Genomic DNA, 25656 nt, shown 5'->3' with positions numbered 1-25656 from the left:
CGGTCAGCATGGTTCACTACGTTATCGTTGAAGTCGTCAACGGGAAGCTCGAGCTGCTTGGCGTGCCGCCGGTCTATGAAGTCGGTGAGTTGGTTCCCGCGGCTCGTCCCGAGCTCGAGGGCGTGGCTCCCGTGCTGTACTGCGCCGAGCATCCCGAACTGCAATTGCCAGCGTTGAGAGAGCGCGCCGAATCGGACCTGGAGAATGGCTTGCCGCCGGTCGTTTGCGCCATTGTCGAATGCGGCAAGGCGACGGGCCGGCTACAGCACCATCTGGCGGACCGGTTGATACTGCGGGCGCCAACTTCGGGCGATGCGGTCTTCCGCTACTACGACCCGCGCGTGTTTCCGCACTTGGGTCGCATCTTGAAGGCTGAGCAGATGGGTGCTCTTCTGGGGCCGGTTGCATCGTGGACGTACCTCGACCCCATGAGCGGTTGGACGGTGGTCAACGGCGCCGCCGAACTGGACGCAGCCTTCGCTGTTACGGCGGACCAGCACGCACGAATCGCGCGCATCGAGCTGGTTCAGCGCGCGCTTGACTTGCTCCGGCGCAATGGTACGGCGCCGCGTCCCGAAATTCCGGCACTGCTCGATGCGCAGCTTGCAAAAGGCGAAGCTCATGGACTCGCTGGCGGGGACCTGCTTGCTTTTGCACTTCACGGCACACTCGTCTCCCCGTACTTCGACCGTCACCCGCGTGTTCGGGCCGTTCTGCAGGCGCCGCGGAAAGGCCCGTATGCTGAAGCGGTGGCGAACTGGAGCGCAGCAGACTGGGAAGCGATTGCGCGCGAGAGCATCCAATATCAATAAGCCCGAGTGGGGGCACGAGAGAGATACAGAATGGCACTCGACACGAACTTTGCGAGTATTTCCCAGCTCACGCAGTCCGCGATGCAGACAAGCTCGCGCGCGCCCAATTCATGCAATATGTGCAAGAAGAAGGGATTGCCGATTCTGCCCGTCCGCTACGGGGCCGTGGCCAACTCGAAGGCCCACAGCTCTGCTGGCGCGATGTCGCTCATGGGCGGCAAGTTTGGCGACGGCGTTGTCAGCATTGCGCTCAAGAAGGCAAAGTACACGCTGCGCACTTTGCGCTATGGCTACGTGTATATCTTCTATCCGAAAACACAGCGGTGGCAGATATATGCCGTTACGGCGGAAGGATACTTGTACGACTATCCGGTCGGCATCAAGCTCGACCGTAGTTTCGAGAAGCCGTTCAGCTGTCATCAACCCGGGCATGCGCAACTGGCCCAATGCATCACCATTGAAGACGCTGAACATGCCGGAGCCGTGTATCTGGCGTTCAGCGATGAGCTTTGGACGCAGAAGGTCCGCGACACCTATGCGAAGAATTTCATGGGCTGTCGTGACAAGCGGATGCAGAAGTTCGATGCGACCGCCTGGTATAACGGCAGCATGAACCAGCCGCACGCGGATAGCCTGGACCATCTCGAGGGGCTGCTGAGCGAATACCAGGGCGGCCGTCCCGATGCGCTCGTTACCGGTTGCTTTCCGTACCATGACCGTGCCGGGCAGCAGCCGGCCCTGAAAAAGGCGATGGATACCATCCTGCCGGACAAGGGGCTGTTCTTCGCATTGTGGGACCCGGTCGGTATCACGCAGGAGCTCAACTTCGAGCAGCGCGTCGCTTTCGGCGCTGCGCTTGCACCGTATGAACACGGCATCTGGGCCGCCAGCGCAATCGGTGCGCTGCAAAAAGCGGTCGCGGTATCGGCGAAAGAGGACGTTGAACGTGGCGCCAGTATGTTAGAAGCCAATGCCTATGAGGGTATGAGCCTCGGAGCGCTGTTCGATGGTGGCAAGGCGCTTGAGAAGCAACTCAAAAGCATTGAGGCGAAGAAGACGGCGGAGCTTGCAACGGCCGGACCGGAGGCATGGAAGCCCTATACGACCCACTATCGGCAGCAGGCCATCGTCGACTTTCGGCAAAAGATGGCAAACGACATGAGGCAGGAGCAAACTAGTACGCTTGTGCCGCTATCGCAAGACCATCAGGTATGGCTTTCCAGTCCCGCGCTTCTCAATGTGTTCGAATTCGACTACGAGTCGGGAAGCTGGCGTTGCGGGCTGAACTATACCAACACATTTACTCGGTGCATCGAAGGCTCGGCGGACCGCAAAGAAACCATTGACGTGCTCGTCAAGTGGGCCCAAGGAAGCGTATCCGATACCCGCAACCCGCTGCTGCGCGCGTTCGTCTTAAATAGCCCGGTGCTGGCCGAGAAGGTCAAGGAAGCGTCCAGTTACCCGTACATGGAACTGAGGGAGTTTGTGGCGAAGCTCATCGAGTCCTACAGCAAGATAGAGCAGGTGGAGGATTCGAAGGACAAGGGCATTAAGGTTGCCGTCGCGAAATCCCTGGCGCGACTGTTGCACGAGACCGGTGGGCCAGTCGTTCAAGCGGTCAGTACGGGCGTGGAGACTGCGGCGGCGAAGACGTTGTATGTCACGTTGTGCATGCGGACGAAACAGCTGTTCGAGTTTAAGGCCGTATACGGGTCGGTAAACCAGTGGGTGAATTACGTCGCCCGCCAGATGCAGGAAATGATGCCGGGTCGGCAGAAAATTAGCGTGCAGGACCTGAAGAAACAGCTTCAGGACAAGGCCACCGTAGGAGGAAGTGCCGAGCCGGAAATTAAGGCGAAGCAATTCGTGCTAGTCGAAAGCCCTGCGACGGAGGCCGCCGCCCTGGCAAACGTTAAGGCCAAACCCGGCTTCGAGAAGTTGGCCGGTGCGACGCTGACGTCTGAAGTGGTCGAGACGATTTACATGCCGAAGTTCCGGCTTATGACGAAGGGAGAACCCGGGTTTGCGGGTATTGGTGCGATATTCGGTGCAATCAATCTTCGTTTCGCTCGTGAGGAGTTGAAGAAAGCGAATCGGTTCAATCAGACGGAAGCTGGCATCAAGTTCGACAATGCAGTCGGTGGGCTCGTAGCGGGCGTCGCACAATATGGTTCATCCGCGCTTGAGCAGATGGAGAAGGTGGGCGTCAAGCTTTCCGAGAGCTTGGCCAAGGTTGGGCGGTTCCTAGCCATCGTGGGCAGGTTCGGTGGGGCTATAGTCGGGTTAGTATCGGCGGCTATCGATGCATACCATGCCTACGACGAACTGGAGCACGGAAATATTCTTATGTTTGCGCTCTACACCACGTCGGCACTTATCGGAGGAGCCTTGGTCGTTGCCGCGTTTTTGGGAAGTGTTCTGACGTTGCCGTTGCTCCTTCTCGCTGCTCTTATCGGTGTATTGATTAATTATTTCAAAAGTCGCGAAGTGGACGATTGGCTAGAGCAATGCTATTTCGGTATCAAGGCGACTAGTGAAAGATTTGAGCGCCTTGAAGAAGATCGGAAGGCGTTTACAGCAATTTTTTCTTGAATGGAACCAGTATGGCTTTCGACGGACACTCCCGGTACAAACTAAATCGACCGGTAACGGATACGGAGTCATCAGCACGACTGTATGTCAACGAACGGTGCACTGATAGTGCAAAGAGTGTTGGGACGGCCTTCAAAGCAACCGATTCCTACCTTGAGGTGTGTGATGGCCTTTATCGTGAAAAAGGCTGGGGGTTACTGGCATTCTCTACCGCTGGTCTCCTCTTCTTGTGCCTAGTCGCGATGTTTATGTGGATAGCGACACACATGCCAATCGCTGTCCGGGAAAAAGGGCAGGAGGGTATTGTTTACTTCCTGCTGACCATTTTCACATTGGCTGGCATTGGAGGGCTCGCAATAACAGTGCGAGCGCTTCTCGTCGATTGCTTTAATTACACTCGCAAGCCGATACGGTTTAACCGCCTGGACCGCACGATATACGCCTTCCGTCACAATGGGCCAGGCGGCGTCTTCTCAGTTCCGTGGGATAGCGCATTTTTGTATATTGAACGCAAGCCAAAAGCTGGGCTCGCGGCAACCGCGCCTCGTGTGGTCCGTTGCCTTGTGCTTAACGACAAGGGGGTGGTTGTCGGGACGTTCTCCGTCGGAAAATACGTAGAGCTGGCATTTGACGAGAACAGCCCGGCTGGACAGCAGGCGATGGAAGAACTCTATCAAGACTTTGAATACTATCGGCGTTTCATGGAAGAGGGGCCATCTGCCGTACCTCCGGTAGCCGAGTTTCTCAGTACGGAAGTCTCGTTTCGAAATTCGCTAAAGTTGCAGTTCGACGGCGCATCGGACCTGTTGAAGTCGGGGAGTCTGGTTATGTCTCTGATGACGGTTATTGCAGCGGTACCGACACTCGCCCTGGCTGTTGCCTACTACATCGCGCAACTGACCTGTCGCGAACCGGTGTGGCCCGAGGAAGTCGAGCGGGCGTGCAACGCTGTGACGCCATCCAACGGGCTTACAGCATGAGCCGACGGTTCATTCGTCAGAGCGATAAGACCGACCGGAGTGGGGCTGTGATTGACGGTATCGCAGGGACCTCGTTTCAAGGTCAACCTTTCTCATATCTGGGCGCCACACGTTCAGTGTCCGGCCTGCGGCACAACTACTTCAAAGGAAAGAAAGTGGATGAGTAGCTCGAACGATGTTTTATAAGTTGAAAGAGGCGAAAGACCGGTTTCCGACTCTGGCCGAAGACCAAAAGGCATTTGCGGCAATGCTTTCGTGATGGAGAAAAGAGATGGCATTTGATGGACTCTCGTGGTACCGCCTGAATCGGCCGGTCAGCGAGGAAGAACAGGGTGCTCGTCTCGCAATCGGACAGCCTGCATCTGACACGCCCAAGGACGACCGTTCCGTATTCTCGATGAGCGATACCTGTCTTGAGGTCCGCGATGGAACCTACTCGGAGAAGGGCTGGGGGGTTTTTGCCTTTATGCTGCCAGGGCTCGGTTCGTTGGCATTCACGGCGGCCCTACTTTGGATGCTGACTCATGTACCTCCAATCTACGAGCAGCGAGGACAACAGGGCTTCATGTACGGTGCGCTGGGCTTTTTCCTGTTTGTCGGGCTTTGCTTCTCGGGGATTGGCATTTGGGCATTGACGCGCGACTGTTTCAACTACATCAGCAAACCCGTCCGTTTTGACCGGCGCAACCGGATGATTTATGCGTTCAGGCACAATGGCCCTGGCGGGGTTGTGTCAGTACCTTGGGATAGTGCTTTCCTGTACGTTGAACGCAAACCCAGACAGGGCCTCGCGCGTACCACGCCGCGTATGGTTCGCTGCCTTGTTCTTGACGACAAGGGACTGGTTAGGGACACTTTTTCGATAGGAACACGAGTCGTCATGGCATTCGATGAGAGCAGTGTGGGAGGCCGGGAGGTCATGAAAATCCTTTACCAAGACTTCGAGTTTTATCGGCGGTTTATGGAGGAAGGTCCCGCTTCCGTGCCGCCCGTGACAGAGTTTCTGCCGAGGGGAGCCTCCCTGCGCAATTCGCTTAGGTTGAATTTTGAAGGCTGGTCTGCCCTGACTAACTCGCGCAATCCGATGGTGTGGCTGGTAATGGGTATTGGCGCACTTCCAGCATTCATTTTCTCCCTGATGCAGTGGTTCGCCCAACTGACTTGCCGCGAACCGGTGTGGCCCGCAAATATCGAACGTGCGTGCAATGCCGAGGCTTCGTCCACGGGGCTTCCGGTATGAGCCGACGGTTCATTCGTCAGGGCGATAAGACTGACCGCAACGGTGTCGTGGTTGACGGTATCGCTGGGACCTCGTTGCAAGGCCAACCTTTCGCTTATCTGGGCGCCCCTGTTCAGTGCCCCGCCTGTGGTACGACGGGCGTCATCATAAGCGGCGGCTCACCGCGCACGATGACGATGATGGGTAAGCAGGTCGCATTGGAGAACGATTTGTGCCAATGCAAATGTGAGCCACTGCCGAAGCTGGTGGCGTCACAGACTCTTGGCTCAATAAAGGCATGACGGGGCGTCGCTGCCTGTTGCAGGACAACGGGCGTGGTCGTTGAAACGTCTCAACGACGGGCCCGTTGCCGCTCGCGATGAGCTTTACGGTCATTTCCTATCAGCGTGCGAACGACTGAGGGGTTGGCTTGAGAAAGATGTTCGATTTCCGCGCGATAGCCATATAGCTGGTGGAGCGCCAAGGCGATGGTACATGAACGCGAGCAACCTCCTTCGCAGTGGACGACCACCGACACGACTTCGTCAGGCAGGGCCTCGACGAACGCGCGAATCGCCTGAGCCTGCTCTGCGGTGAACGCCTCCCCCAGCTTTTCCCGCGCCTTCTCCGAGAGACTCGGACTCAGGAAATCGACGTCCGCGAAGCTCAGGCGAAGCAGATGGGCGAAGCCATCGAGGCTGGCGGGCGGGCGCTCCGGTGCGGTGACCGAGATGATGGCAACCGACGGTAGCCGCGGCAGTTTCTCGGCGTCGCGGCGCGACAGCGCAAACACCTGGCGTGCACCGTCCGCCGGTGGCTTGTACAGCTTGCCCACCACCTCCTGCAGTCGCTGGACCATCGGCTGGATGCTAGGAACTCAAGGGTGGATGCACTTCGACCAGCCACTCCCGGATGCGCTGCTGGACTTGCGCGTCGCCAATTCCGCGCTGGGCGTCGAGCAAGACCAGGTGCGGACTCAGGTCGAGGAAATCGGTGCTCAGGTGATATGCACCGTAGACTGAGTCGTTAATCGCCAGTCAATTTTTCAGGCGTTTCGCGAACACGTAAAACCTGATGATATAGGTCCGTGCCGACCCGTCCATCAGATACCCAAAGCGCGCTTTGATGCCGCAAGTTGTGCCCACGACCCGTCTGGCAAGCGCAGCCGGCAGGTACGAGACGACCTGGTCGAGCGGTAGTGTGTCGAGCCAAGACGTTGTCAGGACAATCTGTACGTCCGGGTACGGCTCGAGCATTTCCGCCAGCAAAGGAGCAAATTCGAACAGCGGATGTCCCGAATCCAGTAACACATCGCCGTTCTGGTCGAGAGCGGCGTGTCCCCGGTGGAGCGTGCCGTCATAGTCGACGAAGAGGGTAGGTGTCGGCTGGTCGAGCACGAGCACGGTGTACCTACTATCACTCACCACAATTGTCGTTCCCGCTATGGCTAGGAAGATTCGAGTCTGGTTCGAGGGATTTGTCGCCGGCTGTGGCGGTCGACAGCAACATGCGGGTACGGTCGACGGTCCAGCACTTGGACGGCGCAGATGTACAACATACCGCACATGCTGGTTTAGCAAGCGAGTTTACGCGCGAATGCGCGCCCAGATATCCGTGCGGCGAGCGCCGGCTGGATGTTATTGAGCTATGTAGCTGGTGTGAGGTTTTGGACATTACAGCCAGCCAGTTCGTCGCTGAACTTGAGCAGAAGTTTTGACCGATTGAGTGCGCTCATCGAGAACGAGCAGCATCATCTGTAACAATGGCCGTTGTCATGATGACGGTGCACTGCAAGGTCCCCGTATGCACAACTCTGCTGCCCACACCACAAGGGTGTGGACAGCCGCCCTGCGGGCGGTACCACAGTTGCACACACTCGAACGTCTGACGCGCCGGCTTTGGCAACTCGCCCCTATCTGTAAAAAGAGGAATGGAAAACCCGAGAGGGTTGCTGTCGGTCGATTCGGATCTGTTGCCTAACGCTCGTAGGCTGGGCCGGGACCGCCGTTACTCGTCTGTCACAAAGACATACGCTCGCGGCCGACGTCCATACGCTTCCGATTCCGGGGTGAACGTCCATACCTGCTTATGTGCGGGTGAGCTACAGACTTCAATCTATGGTCTTTAACCTGTCTGTATAACGAAGAAGTAGTTGCCGCCGACGTACAGCACGAGCTTCGGCGCGGTGAGGTCGCCGTGGAAATCGGCGAGCACGTCGACCTGCGGCACCGTGAATTCGAGGCCGCGGTTCGTCGCGTCGTTGTTGCGGCCGTCCTGCCACGGCGGAAAGACGCTGTTTGAAGCATCGGCCGGGGCAGCGAGCGACAGCGCCGACGTGCAGCAGAGCGCGGCCAGCGTGGCGGACAGCGCCGTGAGCCACCGGCGTCGCCACGGAGAACGCGTGCGGATCGATGTCATCGGGCGCCTCACTTCGCGTAAGTGAAACCGGCGTGCTGCAGCTCGGGCAGCGTACCGACCACGCCCGGCGTGACGATCGCCGACGGAATCACGTGGTTGGTCAGGTCGGCGGCGAGCGCGTCGAGCGGGAGCTTGTCCGGATTTGCATTCGCGCGGTCGAGCCGTTCCGCGAGCTCCCAGATCGCGTTGTGGCATGCCAGGAACACGACGCCGCGCTGCTGCAGCGCGGCGATGCTGTTGTCGTGCGACGAGAACGCGCCATCAGGTAGTTCGTGATCCTGCGCGTCTTTCGACTGCGCGGGTTCCGCGGCGAGCAGCGTGTTGGTCGCGAACGCGGCGCCGGCGAATGTCGCGAGGCCGTATTTGTCCCACGCGGCCGGGTCGAACAGCGCGAGATGCGCGGCGCCGTGCGTGGCCGACACGACGAGGAAGTCCGGATGACCGAATCCCCAGACCTGCGCGTTCAGCGCATTGCGCATCAGGTTCAGCCACGGGCCGCGAGCTCGGTGTTGTCCCACACCTGCTTCGGGCCGCCGCGATAGCCGATCACTTCCATGAGCGCCGCGTGATCCCATTGATCGGGGCGCTCGACGATCATCGGCACCGTCTTGAAGTCGCGTCGTCTCGGCGTGGCCGCGAGGCGGCGGGTGAGGTCGGCGAGGCGCGTCGCGCCGCCGGCCAGCAGCGCGCCGGATTCGGGCGTCGCAGCCTGAGCGGTGCGCGCGGCGCCGAGCAGCGCCGTGGCGGCCGCGAGGCCGAGTGTCTTGAGCGCGCCGCGGCGCGCATCCCGGTCGGACATCGAACTCTCCCATATCGTTTTCGTGGGGGCGTGCCGCTGCGCAGCGTCGCCATCGCGTAGCCAGTCTAGAGGCGCGCGATCGACAGCGGAAATCGCGATATCGGATGGGAGATATTCGAGGGTGCGATGATTGGATGAAACGACAAGGCCGCGCGGTGCTGACTCATGCGGCGCCGCGCGGCCTTCGTCAGCCTTGAAAGGTCAGTGTGCGGTGCGTTCGCGCAGCACTTCCGACGGCCGTGCGTTGCGCACGAACACGCCGGCCAGCACCGCGCCCGCGAGTGCGATCGCGCCGGCCAGCACGAACGCGGACGCGAACGAGCCGCTGCGCTCGACGATGAAGCCGGTCACCGCCGGCCCGATCACGCCCGACAGGCTGCCCATGCAATGCAGGAAGCCGCTGACGCCGCCGACGCGCGCCGGGTGCACGACGTCCTGCACGATCGCCCAATAGATCGCACCCGTCACGTACAGGAAGAACAGCGACACGGACATCAGCGCGACCGCGCCTTGCGTCGACTGCACGGCGCCCGCGACGGCCACGCACGCGCCGGCGCCGAGCAGGCAGGTGACGAGCACGATCCGGCGCGACAGCAGCAGGTTGCCGGTGAGCCGGTACAGCGCATCCGAGATCGCGCCGCCGCACGCGAGGCCGACCGTGCCGACGAGCCAGGGCACGACGGTGGCGACGCTCATCTCCTTGATGTTCAGATGGTGCGCACGCACGAGGTAGCTCGGGAACCAGCTCAAGAAGAAGAACAGCACGTAGTTGTAGCTGAAGAACGCGGCGGCCGTCGCGAGGATGCGCGGCTGGCGCACGTAGTGCGACAGCGTGTGTGCGGGCGTTGCGGGGCCGGCGGCGGCACCTGCGTGGGGGGGCGCAGCGGCGGGTGTCGCTGCGGGCGCACCCGCTGCGCCGCCGACCGGCGTGGCCGGACGGTCCGAGGTCGACATCATCCACACGACGACCCACACGAGCCCGATCGCACATACGATCCAGAACGCCGGTCGCCAGCCGAACTGCGCGGCCAGCAGGCCGACGATCGGCCCGGCGATCGCGCCGCCGAGCGGCGAGCCGGCGCTGAGCAGGCCCATCGCGGTCGCGGCGGCGTCGCGCGGCAGCCAGTTGTTGACCATCTTGTTCGCGGCCGAGCACAGCGGCCCTTCGGCCATGCCGAACAGCAGCCGCACGATCAGCAGGCTCACGAAGCCGACGGTGAGCGCGGTCATTCCGCAGAACACTGACCACAGCCCGACCGACAGCACGTATACGAGCTTCGGCCCGAGCCGGTCGGACGCGAGCCCGCCGATGAAATTGAACAGCGCGTAGCCGATGAAGAACGTGCTGAAGACGAGGCCCATCTGCGCGGCGTCGATGCCGAGATCGGTCTGCACGATCGGCGCGACGATCGACAGCGCGACGCGGTCGAGATAGTTGATGCCATACACGAGGAACAGCAGGAATACCGTGAACCACGCCTGCGACTTCTGCTTCATGTCCGTCTCCTTCGTGCCGGTGGGCCGGCTGTCATGGTTGTCTTGTCGATCGTTTGCCGCGTCGGCATGTGCGTCGGCGGGCAGGGCACTGCGCGGTTCGATCAGGAGTCCAGCGAACCGGGGTAAGCGGTCGTTCAGCGCGCGTACAACGGTGCGAGCAGCCCATCGGTGCCGCTCGCGCGAAGCGTCGCGAGATGGGCACCGATGCGCGTGATCACTGCATCGGGCCATGCCGCCGAACCGGCGAGCGCGAGGCTGCCGAGGGCAGCCCGAACCGCGCGGGTGGCATCGCCGGCTGCCGACAGCGCCGCGCCGAGTGCGGCCGCGCCCGGATCGCTGACCGCGAGCGCGCGGCCCGATTCGTCGCGCGCGTTGGCGAGGTAGTGCAGCCAGAGCGCGAGCGCGCGTTCCAGATAGGGCCGCTCGACGCCGGCCCGCGCGCTTTCGGCGAGCGCGGGAAGCCAGCGCAGCGGCACCTTCTGCGTGCCGTCCATCGCGATCTGTTCGGTGCGATGCGCGAGAGTCGGATTGCGGAAGCGCTGCACGAGCGTCGCGCAATAGCCGTGCGCGTCATAGCCGGACGGCACGTCGACGGTCGCGAGCAGGTCGCGCGTCATCACGCCGTCGACGAGCGCCGCGATCGCCGGATCGGCCATCGCGTCGGACACCGTCGCGCGGCCGCGCAACTGTCCCGCATACGCGATCGCCGAATGCGAGCCGTTCAGCAGCCGCAGCTTCATCGTTTCGTAGGGCCGCACGTCGCCGACGAGGTGCGCGCCGGCGTCTTCCCAGCGCGGGCGCGGGCCGGCGAAGCGATCCTCGATCACCCATTGCGAGAACGGCTCGCAGACGATCGCAGCCGCATCGCGCGCGCCGAGATGGGCGTGCGCCCAGTCGAGAGATTCGGGCGTCGCGGCCGGCACGATCCGGTCGACCATGCTGTTCGGGAACGCGACGTCGTCGCGGATGCGCCGCGCGAGCGCGCCGTCGATGCGTTCCGCGTAGTCGATCAGCAGCGCGCGCAGCGTGTCGCCGTTCGATGTCATGTTGTCGCAGCAGACGACGGTCAGCGGCGCATGGGCCGGCCGCAGGCGCAGGCCGGCCGCGATCACGCCGAGCGCGGTGCGCGGCGTGCCGGGCGTCGCGAGATCTTGCCGGATCGCAGGATCGTCGGTATCGAGACCGCCGCCGGGGCGGCGGCAATAGCCTTTCTCGGTGACGGTCAGGCTGACGATCGACACGGCCGGATCGGCGATCAGCGCCAGTAGCGCGGGCAGCGATTCGGGCGCGAACAGCGCGTCGTGCACCGCACCGACGATGCGCGCGCGCGCGCCTTGGCCATCGCGTTCGATCACCGTATACAGGTGATCCTGCGCGGCGAGCAGGTCGACGGTATGCCGCCGCCGCAGTTCGACGCCGACGATGCCCCAGCGCAGGTCGCCCTGTTCGAGCACCGTCTCCGTATGCAGCGCCTGGTGCGCGCGATGGAACGCGCCGAGGCCGAGATGGACGATACCCGTGCGAACCGCCTGCCGGTCATAACCGGGACGGCCCGTGCCGGGCGGCGCAGTGCGCAGAAAATCGGGGGCAGATAGCATGACGGTCGGTAACGGTTTGTACCATGGTAGATGATGGAATGCGTGCAGGTTATTTCGAGTTTTAGCGCGAAGTTATCGGTGTAAACGCTAGATCGCCTGAAATCGACTGCTTATGTACCATGGTAGGCATCGATATCAAGTCGGATCCATCGCAACCATGAGCGAAACGGCAGCACTGGAAGAAGCGGACGTCGTGGTCACGGCGTTGCAGGGGTTCTCGCTGGACGAGAGCCGGTCGTATACGGAGCAGGTGCATGCGCTGCTGCGCCACGCGATCGTGCGCGGTGCGCTGCCGCCGCGCACCGCGCTGTCGGAGGCGGTGATCTCCACGACGATCAAGGTCAGCCGCACGCCGGTGCGCGAAGCGTTCGCGCAGCTCGCCGACGAGCGGCTCGTGCAGATCATCCGGAAGGTCGGCACGCTGGTCGCGCCGATTCCGGTGTCGATCCTCGAGGAAGGGCGCTTCGCGCGCAGCACGCTCGAATGCGCGAACCATGTCGAGCTCGCGCAGAAGATCACGCCGGCGCAGCTCGCGGAGCTGTCGCGGATCATCGACGCGCAGCGCGAGGCGGTGGCCGCGGGCGACGTCGAAGCGTTCTTCGATCTCGACGAGGCAATGCACGGCCGGATGTTCGCGTTCGCGGGTCGGCCGCACGTGTGGGAAATGCTGCAGCCGATGAAGCGCCAGTTCGACCGTGTGCGCTGGCTGCTGCTCGACCGCGTCGAGGATCACGCGCGCCGCGCGCTGCAGGAACACGAACAGATCCTTGCGCACATCGCGTCGCGCAACATGGCGCTGCTCGGCGCATCGGTCGCGTCGCACGTCGACCGGATCGGCTCGCATCTGCCGGAAGTGCGCAGCCGCGCGCCCCATTACTTTGTCGACTGAAACGCCCGCTGGAGGAGCGCAGTGAAAATCGAACGCTTGCAGACCATCGTCACGTGTCCGGGCCGGAATTTCGTGACGGTGAAGATCGTGACCGACGAAGGCGTCTACGGCCTGGGCGACGCGACGCTCAACGGGCGTGAGCTCGCGGTGCGCGCGTACCTGGAAGACCACGTGTTTCCGTGCCTCGTCGGACGCGACCCGCGCAACATCGAGGACATCTGGCAATACCTATATCGCGGCGCGTACTGGCGGCGCGGGCCCGTGACGATGGCGGCGATCGCCGCGATCGACATGGCGCTGTGGGACATCCTGGGCAAGCTCGCGGGCATGCCCGTCTATCAGTTGCTCGGCGGCAAGAGCCGCGACGGCCTGATGGTATACGGCCACGCGAACGGGCGCGATCACGAGGAAGCGGTCGACGCGGTGCGCGCGCACATCGACGCCGGCTACCGCGCGATCCGCGTGCAGTCCGGTGTGCCGGGGCTCGACAAGGTGTACGGCGTCGGCAAGACGGCCGGCGCGTACGAGCCCGCCGAGAAGGGGCTGCCGCCCGAGGAGCCGTGGGACACCGCGCTCTACCTGCGCCACACGCCGGAACTGTTCCGCAAGGTGCGCGACGCGGTCGGCGATGCGCCGCACCTGCTCCACGACGCACATCACCGGCTCACGCCGATCGAAGCCGCGCGGCTCGGCCGCGATCTCGAGCCGTATCGCCTGCTCTGGCTCGAGGACGCGACACCCGCGGAGAACCAGGACGCGTTCCGCCTGATTCGCCAGCACACGACGACGCCGCTCGCGGTCGGCGAGGTATTCAACTCGATCTGGGATTGCAAGGACCTGATCCGCGACCAGCTGATCGACTACATCCGCGCGACCATCGTGCACGCTGGCGGCATCACGCACGTACGGCGCATCGCCGACTACGCGGCGATGTACCAGGTGCGCACCGGTTTCCACGGCGCGACCGACCTGTCGCCCGTCTGCATGGCGGCGGCCGTGAACTTCGGGCTGTGGGCGCCGAACTTCGGCATCCAGGAACTGATGCCGCACAGCGCGCTGACCGACGAAGTGTTTCCGCACAGCTACCGCTTCGAGGACGGCTATCTCGTGATGGACGACGTGCCGGGCCTCGGCGTCGACATCGACGAGACACTGGCCGCGAAATACCCGTACGAGCGCGCGTACCTGCCGGTCGCCCGGTTGCGCGACGGATCGATGTGGAACTGGTAAGCGCCGAAGACCGGAAGGAGAGAACCGAAATGTTGAGCGTCGTTGTCGATCGTCCGAACAGCATGGGCGTGCGCGAAGTGCCGCTGCCCGTACCCGCAGCCGGCGAAGTGCGCGTGAAGGTGCGCTATGCGGGCATCTGCGGGTCGGACCTGCACATCTTTCACGGCAAGAATCCGTTCGTGTCGTATCCGCGCATCATCGGCCACGAGTTCGTCGGCACGATCGAGTCGGTCGGCGCGGGCGTCGACGCCGCGCGGCTCGGCGAGACCGTCGCGGTCGATCCGGTGATCAGCTGCGGGCATTGCCACGCGTGCACGATCGGCCGGCGCAACGTCTGCCGGCACCTGACCGTGCTCGGCGTGCATCGCGACGGCGGCTTCAGCCAGTACACGTGTGTGCCGGCCGGCAATGCGTACCGGATTCCGGACGCGATCGCCGAACCCTGCGCGGCGATCGTCGAGCCGTTCGCGGTGGCCGCGAACGCGACGTCGCGCACCGGCGTGCTGCCGGGCGACGTCGCGTTGATCTATGGCGCCGGCACGGTCGGGCTGACGATCCTGCAGGTGCTCAAGCGCGTGTACGGCATTCGCGCATTCATTACCGACCGGCTCGATGCACGGCTTCAGCTCGCGCGCAAGTGCGGCGCGGCCGAGGACGAAATCATCGACACGAGCGTCGAGTCGTTGCCCGACGCGCTGGAAAAGCGCGGCGTCGACGGCGGCCCGACGCTGATCTTCGATGCGGTCTGCCATCCGTCGATTCTCGAGGAGGCCGTGCGGATCGCCGCGCCGGCCGGCCGGATCGGCGTGCTCGGGTTTTCGTCGGAACCGTCGGCGATCGTGCAGGCGGAGCTGACGAAGAAGGAGTTGACGCTCGCGGCATCGCGGCTGAACTGCGCGATGTTCCCGCAGGTGATCGACTGGATTGCTCGCGGGCTGATCCAGCCGGAGCACATCGTTACGCACAAGGTGGGCTTTCGCGACATCGCGCAGGCGTTCGAGATGGCCGAGCGCAATCCCGAGAAAAGCTGCAAGATCCTGCTCGATTTCGCGGGCGGGTGAGATCGGCTCGTGTCGCCGGCGGGGGCGCGTGGCACGGCCCCAGCCCCGGCCACCCGGCGCGAAGATGCGTCAGAACGACACCGTCGTCGTCAGCGTGACGAGCCGCGGCTCGCCGACCGCGACGATCAGGTTGCTGTTGCTCGACGGGTAGTAGGTCTTGTCGAGCAGGTTCTTCACGTTGAGCTGGATGCGCGTCGGGAACTTGCCGATCGTCGTTTCATAGGCCGCGAACGCATCGACGGTCACGTAGCCGGGCAGCGTGAAGCTGTTCGCGGTGTCGCCGGGCCGTGCGCCGACGAGCCGCGCGCCGCCCCCGAAGCGCCAGCGCCCCGGGAGGTTCGCGATCGCCGTGTCGTACACCGCGAACAGGCTGCCGGTGTGGCGCGCGACGTTGACGAGCGGCGTGTTGCTGTCGCGGTCGTTCGCGTTCGTGTACGCATAGCTGCCGATCAGGCTCAGGTGCCGCGTGAGCTGCCCCGCGACGTCGAGTTCGATCCCGCGCGAGCGCGCGGTGCCGATCGTCGACGTGATGTCGTTGACCGTGACCGCGACGTTGCGCTTGTCGATCTGATAGGCCGCGAGCGTGCCGGTGATGCCCGGCTTCAGGCTGAACTTCAAGCCGGCTTCCAGCACGCGGCCGAATTCCGGCGCGAGCGGCGCGGCCACGTTGGACGCGACGTTCGGCTTGAACGAACGGCTCACGTTCGCATACGCGGTCAGCGACGGCGTGAGCGCATACGCGAGCCCGAACTGCGGCAGCCACACGTTGCCGTGCGAGCGGTCGGCGAACACGAACGGCCGCCCCATTCCCGATTCCTGCTGCCAGTCCTCCCAGCGCAGCCCGCCGACCGCGGTGAGCCGGTCGGTGATCTTCACCGAGTCCTGCACGATCATCGAGTACGTGTGGACCTTCGAGAGCGAATCGCTCTGCTTCGCGCTCACCGTGCCGCCGGGCGCGAGCAGGCCGTAGACGGGATCGTAGAGATCGAAGCCCTTCGTCGCGGTGCCGCGGATCGTGTCGCCGCGGAAGCTGCGCTGCCGCTCGTATTCGCCGCCGACATAGAGCGCGTGGCTCATCCCCGCGAGCGTCAGGTTGCCGAGCAGGCCGAGCGTCGCGATCTGGTCGGAGTCGTTGCGTCCGAGGTTCGCGTCGGACGAGCGCGATAGCGCGCCGGTCGTGCTGTTGAAGGCGGTCGCGCGGGCGATGTATTGATCGTAGCGGTCGCGGCCCCAGCCGTAGGTCGCGCGCATGCGCCATGCGTCGGAGAAGCGGTGCTCGACGCGCGCGCGCAGCGTTTCCTGGATGCCGCTGCTTTGCGCCCACGCTTCCTCGTAGCGGCGATAGCGCAGCGCATCGTCGGGGCGGCCGTTCACGAGCACCGTGCCGCGATCGAACGGCATCGTGTAGTCGACGTACTGGTAGCTGACGTCGATCGACGTGTTCGCGTCGTGCCACGACAGCGCGGGCGCGATCAGCGCATTGCGCTCGCGGCCGAAGCTGCGCCAGTAGCGGCTCGTGTCGTATTCGCCGGTGAGCCGGAATGCGAGCGTGCCGCCCGCGACCTGGCCCGGCTTGCCGAGCGGGCCGGTCAGGTCGAACTGCGCGCTGCTGCCGCCGTGGCTCGTGCGCGAGGCCGAGATCGAGCCGCCGAACGTGTCCTCCGGCTTGCGCGTGACGAGGTTGATCACGCCGCCCGGGTCCTGCATCCCGTACAGCAGCGAAGCCGGGCCCTTCAGCACTTCGACGCGGTCGATCGTCGCGAGGTAGCTGTGCAGCACCGGCGTGCGCACGCCGTCGACGAGCACGGAGCCGTCGTTGTTCGAGCCGAAGCCGCGCTTGATGAACGCATCGCGCGTGCCGCCGAGCGTGTTGGTCTGCGTGACGCCGCTGATGTTGCCGAGCACGTCGTCGAGCGAGCGCGCCTGCTGGTCCTGCATCACGCTGCTGCTGACCACGGCGACCGATTGCGGAATCTCCCTGAGCGGGCGATCGTCGCCGCCGGCGACGCTGCTCGTGCGCGGCTGGTAGCCGACGGTCGGATCGACTGCTGACGATGCGCTGACGCTGATCGTCGGCAGTTCGCGTTCGGGGCGCGCGGGCGTCGACGAGGGCGAGGGCGTGGCCGCCGAAGCCGTGGCGGCAGGTTCGGCATCCGCATGCGCGCCGCTTGCGACGCAAAGCGTGATCAGGGCAGGCAGGCTCGCGCGCCACGGACGAAGCGTCCGGGCGCGGTGGGGCGTTCGGCGGGATGGCATGAATCGATGAATGGACGGAGTGCTAAGGACGATGACGCGGGCCGCAGCGCCGTTACTGCGTCGCGCGGAGGATGTGCATGATATACGTAATGAGAATCGTTTGCAATTGTAAAGAGGCCGATTCGGACCGGGCATCGTGATTGCCGGGCCGCCGGCCGTCTGCTACCGTAGCGCCCAAAAATAGACGCAGTGAAATTCAATGAGAGCCGGGGGCCGCACCATGTCATCTTCCTGTCACGTCGCGTGCCGCGCGACGTCGCGCACCGCAGCCGACCACGCGGGTGCTGAAGTGATTGCAGCCGTGTTCCACGATTCGAACGATTGACGCAACGGCCGCACGTCATTCCCTGGTGTTTCGCCGGGCAGCCGGCGAAGCGCCGCGATCGATTACTTCAACCACCACGCTTGACGGGAGACCACCCAATGAAAAAGAGTTCCGCACCGTTCATGACGGCCGCGCTGGCTGCCTGCGCGATGCTGGCGGGCGTTCACCAGAGCGGCTACGCTGCGCCGGCCGCCGAGCCCGCGATCGACGCGCACTACGCCACCGTGATCGAGGCCTACACGCAGGACATGGCCGCCGCGAAGACGAAATACGACGGCAGGCGCCTCGCGTTCGTCGGCGCGGTGATGCGGATGGGCAGCGACCCGGGCGGTACGTACTTCGGTGCGTTGACGGCCGATGGCGAGCAGTTCGACACGCATTTCGACGCGGCCGATCAGGCCGCGTTGAAACCGAAATTCCCGGGCGGCGAGATCAAGCCGTTCACGGCGTCCGCGAATTTCCGCTTCAGCTGCGTGAACGAAGGTTACATCGACGCGCCGGTGCTGCCCGGGCTGAAGCTGTCGCATTGCCGGCTCGCCGATTGATCGAGGTGTGGTGTCCGGCGTTCAGAACTTCTGCTGGATGCCGGCCATCACGCCGAGCTGATTCATCCCGGTGCCGACCGTCCCGCCGGCCGCGACCGCGTTCGCGGCCAGCGCGCTGTTGAACATGTAGCCCACCGACGTATACACGGTCGTCCGCTTCGACAGGAAATAGTTCGCGCGCCCGACGACCAGCGTCGCGTTCGTGCCTTCCTTGTTTTCGCGGCGTTGCAGGTAGCGCACGCCCTGCAGGTCGAGCGCGAGGTAGGGCGTCGCGTAGTACGTGCCGCCCGCGAACACGATGTCGGCTTGCAGATGTTCGGCCGCCGCGAGGTTGCGGCGGATCCACCCGGCGCCGAGTTTCGCGGGGCCGATCTTCACGTAGCCCGCGACGATGTCGCGCGTGTCGGTGTAGGCCGGATTGTTCAGCGGCGCGAGCGCGCCGCCGCCGCCGCGCATCACGTCGTGCGACGCGGCCAGCCCGAAACTGCTCGCGTCATACGCGAGCATCGCCGTGTATTGGCGGCACGCGACGATGTCGCCGGGCACCTGTCCGGCGCAGGCCGTCGCCGACGGCCCCGCCGGCCCGGCCGCGTCGCGGCCGAAGCTGTAGGTCGCGCCGAGCGTCACGCCGTGGAACGTGCCCTTGTAGCCGATCGCATTGTCGCTGCGCGCGTTCGGCAGATACGAATCGAAATCCGCCATCGAATGAATCGACGGGCCGATCACGTCGGCATTGGTCAGCACGATCATCGACATGTTCATCTGACGGCCGAGGGTCAGCGCGCCGAACGGGCTGTTTACGCCCACGTTGGCCTGCCGCCCGAACAGGCGCCCGCCGTAGTTCAGCGCGCCGGTGCCCGGCTGGAAGCCGTTTTCGAGCACGAAGAAGGCCTGGTAGCCGCCGCCGAGATCCTCCGTGCCTCTCAGGCCCCAGCGTGACGGCACTTCGCCGGTCAGCGTCGGCATCCCGGTGAAAGACCCGCCGCGCGCGGCGTTGTTGTAGTAGGACACGCCGGTATCGATGATCCCGTACAGCGTGACGCTGCTTTGCGCACAGGCCGGCCCGGCCAGCGCCATCGCCGTCGCGAGTGCAACGCCCAGTTTCGTTTTCATGGCTGTCTCCAAACAGTATGTAGATGTACTTATCGATTTTTTTATTGCCCCGGACCTGCCCGGGATGCCGACGGGTATCGGCAGGACTGCGGGTGTCGCGTGTTACGAGATCGCCGGATCGCGTTGCCGGTGCGGCGCCGCGACACGCGCGCCCGCCACGGCGACGGCGATCGCCGCGCCGGCCATCGGCACGAGGAACGCGAAATAGAGATGGGGCACGGACCAGCCGTCGTCCAGCAGCGCGCCGACCGTCATTGGCGACAGGATCGCGCCGAGGCGGCCGATGCCGACCGCGAGACCGATGCCGGTCGTGCGGATCTCGGCGGGATAGGGCGTTGGCGACAGCGCGTACATGCCGGCCACGCACGCGTTGATCACGGCGCCGAGGAACACCGCGACGATCATCCCGGTGCCGAGCGAGCCGGTGTTCGCGCCGAACGCGACCATCAGTGCGCCGCCCAGCAACAGCGTCGCGCCCAGCAGGCTGCGCAGGCCGAACCGGGTCGACAGCAGGCTGAACAGCGACGCGCCCGCGATGCCGCCGAGGTTGAGCAGCACGCCGCCGGTCACACCCTGCGAGGCCGACAGGCCGGCCTGGACCAGCAGCTTCGGCGTCCAGCTGACGACGAAATAGAAACTGCCCATCACGAGGAAGAATGCGATCCAAAGCGCGATCGTGCGACGCGTGAGCGGCGCGCGCAGCACGGCTGTCCAACTTGAGGCGGGGCTCGCCGTGTCGATGGATGCGCTCGCGGCCGGCAGCGCATCGATCGGCGCGCGCTTCATTCTCGCGAGGATGCGGTTGATCTTCTGCAGCGCGTCGTCCGGACGTCGCGCCAGCAGGAAGTCGAGCGATTCCGGCAGCAGTGCGAGCACCATCGGGATCGCCATCAAGGTCAGGATGCCGCCGAACGTGAACACGCTGCGCCATCCCCATACCGACAGCAGGTAACCGGCGAGAACGCCGCCCGCGGTGGCGCCGATCGCGTAGCCGGTCGACTGCATGCCGATCGCGGCGCTGCGCCATTTGTTCGATGCGTATTCGCCGCTGATGACGGTCAGGCTTGCGAGCATCCCGCCGATGCCGAGCCCCGTGTAGGCACGCGCGACGGCGAGTTGCAACGTGCTGTGCGTGGCCGCACAGGCCAGCATGCCGGTCGAGATCACGGCGAGGCAGAGCAGGATGATGCGGCGGCGGCCGACGCGGTCGGCCAGCGGGGCGATCAGCACCGAGCCGATCCCCATGCCGGCCAGCCCGGCGCTCAGCAGCAGGCCGATTTCCTTGCCGCTCAGTTTCCACTCGGCCGCCAGGTGCGGCGCGGCAAACGCGATGGCCAGCACGTCGAAGCCGTCGAGCATGTTCAGCACGACGCAGGCCGTGACCGCCATCGTCTGGAACGCGCTCATCGGGGACGCGTCGATCGTATTGCGGATATTTTCGCTCACGTCAAAGATCCTTGATTAAAATAGTATGACTAATCGAATGGGATGAAATCGAAGCCGACAGGGCGAATGGGACGAAAGCGAATGCGTGGGTTGACGGGCAACCCGGGGAACGCCCGTCGCGGCCGGCTCGCGTCGTTCGCGCGCCGGGGCGAGGGTTACGCGGGGTCGGGCTGCAGCAGCAGCCGCTCGATCACGCGCCGCGCGCGATTGGGGCCCGCGTCGACATGAATGTCGATCTGGCGGCCGTCCGGAAACCGCAACTGATTCCGGTATTGCGCTTCGATCACGGTCTTGTCTTCGTCGAACGTCGCCGCGGATTGCTCGATGACGGTTTGCGCGATGCGTTCGACGTCGTGTTGCGGATTGGTCGCGACGGTCCAGAAGTAGTGCGTCGTCGTTTCCGTCTCGGGCGTGATGCCGTGGAAGCCGCGCATGTGAAAACCGCCGCGCGCCGGGTCGTGAAGGTCGCCGGTGCCTGCGTCCATCGCGCCGGTCCAGATCCGGATATGCGACACGTGGAATTCGATTTCCTGCCAGCGGTCGACGCGGCCCGCGAACGGCCACGCGGCCGTGTAGGTCGGCGGCGGGTCGGACGCCGGCATCCGGCGGACCAGCGTCACCGTGTCGCCTTCGCTGCTGACGCGGGTTTCCGCGCCCATATGCAGCGGCGCGTTACCGCCGATCGTTTTCAGATGAACGTAGCCGAGGTGGCTCAGGTCCATCAGGTTGTCGTGAATCAGCTGATACGGCGCGTCGTAATGGTAGTGGCCGCCGCCGAACCGGTATTGCGGATCCGTGTGGAACGCATAGCGCGGCGGCGCGCAGGTCGGTTGGGCGTGCGCGTCGGCGCCGATCCAGATCCATACGATCGCGTCCTGCTCCTGCACCGGATACGACGCCACGCACGCCTTCGCCGGAATGCGTTCCTGCCCGGGAATCTCCACGCAGGTGCCGCCGCGGTCGAACAGCAGCCCGTGATAGCCGCAGCGCAGGCCGCGCGCCTCGAGCGAGCCGCACGACAGCGGCAGCGACTTGTGGCAGCAGCGATCCTCCAGCGCGCCGACTTCCCCGGACGGCAACCGGAACAGCACGACCGGACGGCCGAGCAACGTGCGGGCGACGGGGCGGTCCGTCAGTTCGGATGACAGCGCGGCGACCCACCATCGATCGACCGGGAATTGAGCAGTACTGATGGGGGCCTGGGCAGGTCGTTCCATTGATCGTCTCCAGTATTGTGATTGGCCGCCGCGTATCGGGCGGTCCGTCTACAGATCGAGGACCAGCAGGTCGCTTCGCGATCGGGAGCAGCACGGCATGAACTGGTCGCCGGCCGCTTGTTCCGCTTCCGTCAGATACGAATCGCGATGATCGGGCTCGCCTTCGAGCACGCGCGTCATGCAGGTGCCGCATACGCCTTGTTCGCACGACGTCAGCACGTCGATGCCGTTGGCCGCCAGCGCCGCGATGACCGTGCATTCGGCCGGCACGTCGATCACCTTGCCGCTGCTCGCGATCCGGACCTGGAACGCGCGATCCGCGCCGGACGACTCGACCGCGCCGCCGAAGAACTCGTAGTGCAGCCGCGCTTCGGCCCAGTTGCGCTCGCGCGCGGCGTTCAGCACCGCATCCATGAAGCCGCGCGGGCCGCATACGTACAGGTGCGTGCCGTCCGGCGCGGCGGCGAGCACCGCGGCGAGGTCGAAGCGTTGCGCGGGGGCGCCGTCGTCGACGTGGAAGCGGACGCGGTCATGGAACCCGGCGGCGTTGATCCGCTCGACGAAGGCCATGCGATCGGTCGAACGCGCGCAGTAGTGCATGTCGAACGGCAGGCCGGACGAGAACAGCCGTTCGGCCATGCTGAGGATCGGCGTCACGCCGATTCCGCCGGCGAGCAACAGGTGGTGCGGGGCGTCGGGCGCGAGCGGGAATTGATTGCGCGGCATGCCGATCCGCACGGTATCGCCTTGCCGGACTTCGTCGTGAATCGCGCGCGACCCGCCGCGGCCCTCGGCATCGCGCAGCACCGCGATCTGGTAGCGATCGCCGTGCTCCGGGTGGTTGCACAGCGAGTACTGGCGCACGAGCCCGCCCGGCAGATGCACGTCGATATGGGCGCCGGCGTCGAAGCGCGGCAGGGGCGAACCGTCGTCGCTGACGAATTCGAAGCCGCAGATGTCGCGCGCTTCCTGCCACTTGCGGGCCACGCGGACCGTCAGCGTCGCGGCGCTCATGACGCCTCCTTGATGTGCGCGACCGGAATCACGGGCCGCTGCGGGCTCGCCGCATTTTCCTCGGCGAGCAGCCGCTCGATCACCTTGCGCGACAGCACGCCGCCGGCGTCGATGTTGAGCTTGAGCAGCTTGCGCTCCGGCCACTGCTCGAGGTTGAGCTGCTGGCGCTCGAGCATCTCGAGGTCCTCGGCGAAGATCTTGCCCTGGCCTTCGCGGATCTCGGCGGTCAGCGCGTGATCGTCGGGCCGGAAGTTGCGCGCCATCCCCCAGAAGTACCAGATCGAGGTGTCCGTCTCCGGTGTGATGAAGTCGACCACGATCGACGACGCCTTCAGCTCCGCCGGCGCGTCGTAGCCGCCGTGGCCCGCATGCGCGACGCCCACTTCGATCATCACGTGGCTCGGCGGCGTGAAGCGGCAGATCTGCCAGCGGTCGACCGGCACGTCGTCGGCAAGGCCGTTGCCGCGCAGCGCCATCCGCCAGAACGGCGGCGGCATCACGTTCTCCATGAAGCGGCTGGTGACGACTTCGTCGCCATTGCTGGTGGTCTTCGGCGCGGCTTCGTCGATTTCCTTCTGGCCGATGCTCGTCGCATGCACGTAGGTCTCGTGCGTGAGGTCCATCAGGTTGTCGATCATCAGCCGGTAGTCGCAACGGATGTGATACAGGCCGCCGCCGTGCGCCCAGGCCGGATCTTCGGCCCATTGCAGCGCGGGCAGCCTGGCGGGATCGGCTTCGGACGCGTCGCCCGGCCAGACCCACACGAATCCGTACCGTTCGACCACCGGAAAGCTGCGGATCGGCGGGAAGCCGCCGACGCGCTGGCCCGGCATGCCGGCCGTCTTGCCGTTGCAGCCCATTTCGAGCCCGTGATAGCCGCACACGAGCACGCCGTCACGCACGAAGCCCAACGACAGCGGCGCACCGCGGTGCGGGCAGAAATCCTCGAGCGCGGTGACCTGGCCGTCCGCCGCGCGGTAGAACACCATCGATTCGTTGCAAATCTTGCGTCCCAGCGGCTTGCCGTCGATCTCGTCGGGCGTGCAGGCCACATACCAAGCGTTCTTGAGAAACACGTTGTTCGTCTCCTTCAGGGCGGTGCCGCCGGTACGCGGCAACTCGTCATTCCGTGTACTGAATGTGATTCAGTGTACTCATTGAGATTGGCTGGAGCAAGGCGAGCGGTATACTGGTTTTCCCGGGAAATGGCGCGAGGCAGCGCCATGCCGTCGGCGCACGCAACGGCGTGCGCCGCCTATGTCATCGACTCATTCATGGAAAAAACGAATCCCGCCGACACGCCGGTTTTCCCGCTCGACCTGTACGACGAGCCCGGGCACCTGATCCGGCGCGCGCACCAGATCGCAGTCGCGATGTTCTACGAGAAGCTGGGCCGGGACGTGACGCCGGTGCAGTACGCGGTCCTGCGGATGCTCTACGAGTGCCCGGGGCTCGATCAGGTGACGCTCGCGCAGCGGGTGGCGCTCGACACGTCGACGACTGCCGATCTCGCGGTCCGGCTCGAGGCGAAAGGATTGATCGTCCGCGAAGTGCTGCCGCGGCGTCAGCGGCGCCTGCTGCTGACGCCGGCGGGCGTCGAGCTGCTCACGCACCTGATTCCGTCGGTGAAGGAATTGCGCGCCGGCCTGTTCGACGGCATGGGCGAGGACGATTCGCAGGAACTGATGCGCCTGTTGCGCAAGTTCGTCCATCTGAACAACGAGCAGAGCCGCGCGCCGCTGCGGGTGAGCGAGGAATCGTAGCGGCTCCGAGCCGCGCGCAACGATCGCGACGCAGCACGGCGGCCGCGCCCGTCGCCCGCCCGCGTCACGCCTCGCCTTCGAGCCGCCGCACCGCTTCCGCGACTTCGTTCCTGAAGCGCACCAGCGCCGCCTGCTCCGGCGCGGGCGGCTGCACGGCCGCCCACAGCATGTCGATCAGCTGCGTGGCCGTCGTTTCCGTATCGAGCTTGCGGTGCCCGAGGATCGCATCCCACAGCACGTGCTCGATCGGCCCGAACACCATCGAGCGCAGCAGGCTCAGCGGCATGTCGCGGCGCACCTGCCCGGCCGCCTGGCCGCGCGCGAGCACGTCCATCAGCGGCGCCGTGTAGCGGCGCTGCAGCGCGGTGAGCTCGTCGCTCAGCGCATGCTGCTTCGCACGCCCCTCCGACAGCACCAGTGCGCACAACCCCGTCCCGTTCACGAGCATCAGCCGCAGGTGCGTGCGCACGATGAACGCGAACTGCTGTTGCACCGGCGCGTCCTGCGGCATCCCGAGTTCGAACGCGGCAATGATTTCGTCATACCAGTCGGCGATCACACGCGCGCACAGCTCGCGCTTGCCGCGGAAGTAGCTGAACACCGTCGCCTCCGACACGCCGACGCGCTGCGCGATCTCGGCGGCCGTCGCATGCTCGTAGCCCTTTTCGGCGAACACTTCACGGCCGGCGCGCAGGATGTCCTGCACGCGCTGCTGGGACTTGCGCCCGGCGGGTGCGCGCGACGGCTCGGCGCGGTCGGCTTTGGCGGTGGCGGTCATGGTGTCGGCGGTAGCGGCTGTCATCTCGCAATGATATCTGAGTGTCACTCAAAAAACTATTGACGGCAAGCCGGACGAGGCGCGAAACTGTGCAAAATTTCCGC

22 protein-coding genes and 2 pseudogenes are annotated in these 25656 nt (G+C 64.8%); 11 read left to right on the top strand and 13 right to left on the bottom strand.

Translation table 11 applies throughout. The features are described 5' to 3' along the window. Positions 1-8 precede the first annotated feature (8 nt). The 5 genes from DIE16_RS22970 (at position 9) to DIE16_RS22945 (ending at position 5905) form a co-directional block, all read left to right on the top strand. Positions 9-812: a DUF4123 domain-containing protein gene (locus DIE16_RS22970; RefSeq protein ID WP_124523290.1), complete on the top strand. Its 804-nt coding sequence runs from the start codon at positions 9-11 to the stop codon at positions 810-812. 30 nt (positions 813-842) lie between these two features. Beyond that, positions 843-3404, top strand: coding sequence for a T6SS effector BTH_I2691 family protein (locus DIE16_RS22965; protein WP_124488666.1), 2562 nt, complete (start codon positions 843-845; stop codon positions 3402-3404). A gap of 266 nt (positions 3405-3670) precedes the next feature. After that, positions 3671-4384: a DUF6708 domain-containing protein gene (locus DIE16_RS22960; protein ID WP_260426201.1), complete on the top strand. Its 714-nt coding sequence runs from the start codon at positions 3671-3673 to the stop codon at positions 4382-4384. Positions 4385-4655: 271 nt separating this feature from the next. Continuing rightward, positions 4656-5624, top strand: a complete 969-nt coding sequence (locus DIE16_RS22950) for a DUF6708 domain-containing protein (protein WP_124488664.1) — start codon at positions 4656-4658, stop codon at positions 5622-5624. Continuing rightward, positions 5621-5905, top strand: a complete 285-nt coding sequence (locus DIE16_RS22945; RefSeq protein ID WP_124488663.1) for a PAAR domain-containing protein — start codon at positions 5621-5623, stop codon at positions 5903-5905. The genes DIE16_RS22950 and DIE16_RS22945 overlap by 4 nt, the downstream gene beginning before the upstream one ends. Before the next feature lie 50 nt (positions 5906-5955). On the opposite strand, the gene DIE16_RS22940 is transcribed toward DIE16_RS22945, so the two are convergent. Further along, positions 5956-6462 (bottom strand): hypothetical protein, encoded by a 507-nt coding sequence (locus tag DIE16_RS22940; RefSeq protein ID WP_124893472.1) that lies wholly within the window; start codon positions 6460-6462, stop codon positions 5956-5958. A 28-nt stretch (positions 6463-6490) separates the two neighbouring features. Here DIE16_RS22940 and DIE16_RS37225 point away from each other — a divergent pair, with 28 nt between their 5' ends. Further along, a complete protein-coding gene (locus DIE16_RS37225) occupies positions 6491-6625 on the top strand; it encodes a hypothetical protein (RefSeq protein ID WP_259645653.1) in 135 nt (44 codons plus the stop codon). A 15-nt stretch (positions 6626-6640) separates the two neighbouring features. Here DIE16_RS37225 and DIE16_RS22935 read toward each other — a convergent pair whose 3' ends face one another. The 5 genes and pseudogenes from DIE16_RS22935 to DIE16_RS22915 form a co-directional block, all read right to left on the bottom strand. Next, the gene (locus DIE16_RS22935) at positions 6641-7006 is read right to left on the bottom strand and encodes an HAD domain-containing protein (RefSeq protein WP_124488661.1); all 366 of its coding nucleotides are present in this window, start codon (positions 7004-7006) and stop codon (positions 6641-6643) included. 733 nt (positions 7007-7739) lie between these two features. Next, positions 7740-8021 (bottom strand): annotated as a pseudogene (locus DIE16_RS22930) (ABC transporter substrate-binding protein); the annotation flags it as partial. An 8-nt stretch (positions 8022-8029) separates the two neighbouring features. Next, positions 8030-8820 (bottom strand): annotated as a pseudogene (locus DIE16_RS37570) (transcriptional initiation protein Tat). A gap of 201 nt (positions 8821-9021) precedes the next feature. Further along, entirely contained in the window at positions 9022-10317 is a 1296-nt protein-coding gene (locus tag DIE16_RS22920) for an MFS transporter (protein ID WP_124488660.1), read from the bottom strand. 134 nt (positions 10318-10451) lie between these two features. Next, the gene (locus DIE16_RS22915; protein ID WP_124488659.1) at positions 10452-11915 is read right to left on the bottom strand and encodes a mannitol dehydrogenase family protein; all 1464 of its coding nucleotides are present in this window, start codon (positions 11913-11915) and stop codon (positions 10452-10454) included. A 157-nt stretch (positions 11916-12072) separates the two neighbouring features. Between DIE16_RS22915 and DIE16_RS22910 the strand changes: the two genes are divergently transcribed. Genes DIE16_RS22910 through DIE16_RS22900 form a run of 3 tightly spaced genes read left to right on the top strand, consistent with a single transcriptional unit; the run spans position 12073 to position 15095 of the window. Next, a complete protein-coding gene (locus DIE16_RS22910) occupies positions 12073-12804 on the top strand; it encodes a GntR family transcriptional regulator (RefSeq protein ID WP_124488658.1) in 732 nt (243 codons plus the stop codon). 21 nt (positions 12805-12825) lie between these two features. Further along, positions 12826-14034: a D-mannonate dehydratase ManD gene (manD, locus tag DIE16_RS22905; protein ID WP_124488657.1), complete on the top strand. Its 1209-nt coding sequence runs from the start codon at positions 12826-12828 to the stop codon at positions 14032-14034. Between the two features lie 29 nt (positions 14035-14063). Further along, the gene (locus tag DIE16_RS22900) at positions 14064-15095 is read left to right on the top strand and encodes a Zn-dependent oxidoreductase (protein WP_124488656.1); all 1032 of its coding nucleotides are present in this window, start codon (positions 14064-14066) and stop codon (positions 15093-15095) included. Positions 15096-15164: 69 nt separating this feature from the next. Here DIE16_RS22900 and DIE16_RS22895 read toward each other — a convergent pair whose 3' ends face one another. After that, positions 15165-17351: a TonB-dependent siderophore receptor gene (locus tag DIE16_RS22895; RefSeq protein WP_124893471.1), complete on the bottom strand. Its 2187-nt coding sequence runs from the start codon at positions 17349-17351 to the stop codon at positions 15165-15167. A gap of 423 nt (positions 17352-17774) precedes the next feature. Here DIE16_RS22895 and DIE16_RS22890 point away from each other — a divergent pair, with 423 nt between their 5' ends. Further along, entirely contained in the window at positions 17775-18221 is a 447-nt protein-coding gene (locus DIE16_RS22890; RefSeq protein ID WP_044847414.1) for a hypothetical protein, read from the top strand. Between the two features lie 21 nt (positions 18222-18242). Here the strand turns inward: DIE16_RS22890 and DIE16_RS22885 are convergent, their stop codons facing one another. From DIE16_RS22885 to DIE16_RS22865, 5 genes are all read right to left on the bottom strand, one after another. Next, the gene (locus DIE16_RS22885; RefSeq protein WP_124893470.1) at positions 18243-19334 is read right to left on the bottom strand and encodes a porin; all 1092 of its coding nucleotides are present in this window, start codon (positions 19332-19334) and stop codon (positions 18243-18245) included. 102 nt (positions 19335-19436) lie between these two features. Then, the gene (locus DIE16_RS22880) at positions 19437-20780 is read right to left on the bottom strand and encodes an MFS transporter (RefSeq protein ID WP_124893469.1); all 1344 of its coding nucleotides are present in this window, start codon (positions 20778-20780) and stop codon (positions 19437-19439) included. Between the two features lie 155 nt (positions 20781-20935). Continuing rightward, positions 20936-21997, bottom strand: a complete 1062-nt coding sequence (locus DIE16_RS22875) for an aromatic ring-hydroxylating dioxygenase subunit alpha (RefSeq protein WP_124893468.1) — start codon at positions 21995-21997, stop codon at positions 20936-20938. Positions 21998-22045: 48 nt separating this feature from the next. Beyond that, positions 22046-23011 carry a PDR/VanB family oxidoreductase gene (locus tag DIE16_RS22870; protein WP_124893467.1) on the bottom strand — a complete coding sequence of 322 codons (966 nt, stop codon included), beginning with the start codon at positions 23009-23011 and terminating at the stop codon, positions 22046-22048. Further along, on the bottom strand, positions 23008-24087 hold the full coding sequence (locus tag DIE16_RS22865; protein ID WP_124893466.1) for an aromatic ring-hydroxylating dioxygenase subunit alpha: 1080 nt from the start codon (positions 24085-24087) through the stop codon (positions 23008-23010). Before DIE16_RS22865 ends, DIE16_RS22870 begins: the two co-directional genes overlap by 4 nt. A 198-nt stretch (positions 24088-24285) precedes the next feature. Between DIE16_RS22865 and DIE16_RS22860 the strand changes: the two genes are divergently transcribed. Then, a complete protein-coding gene (locus tag DIE16_RS22860; RefSeq protein ID WP_044847436.1) occupies positions 24286-24774 on the top strand; it encodes a MarR family winged helix-turn-helix transcriptional regulator in 489 nt (162 codons plus the stop codon). 64 nt (positions 24775-24838) lie between these two features. Here the strand turns inward: DIE16_RS22860 and DIE16_RS22855 are convergent, their stop codons facing one another. Continuing rightward, entirely contained in the window at positions 24839-25576 is a 738-nt protein-coding gene (locus DIE16_RS22855; protein WP_124893465.1) for a TetR/AcrR family transcriptional regulator, read from the bottom strand. Positions 25577-25656: the final 80 nt, after the last annotated feature.

The sequence above is a fragment of the Burkholderia sp. Bp9090 genome, assembly GCF_003857985.1.
Taxonomy (GTDB): domain Bacteria; phylum Pseudomonadota; class Gammaproteobacteria; order Burkholderiales; family Burkholderiaceae; genus Burkholderia.
This window is presented reverse-complemented; position numbering and strand designations above follow the sequence as displayed.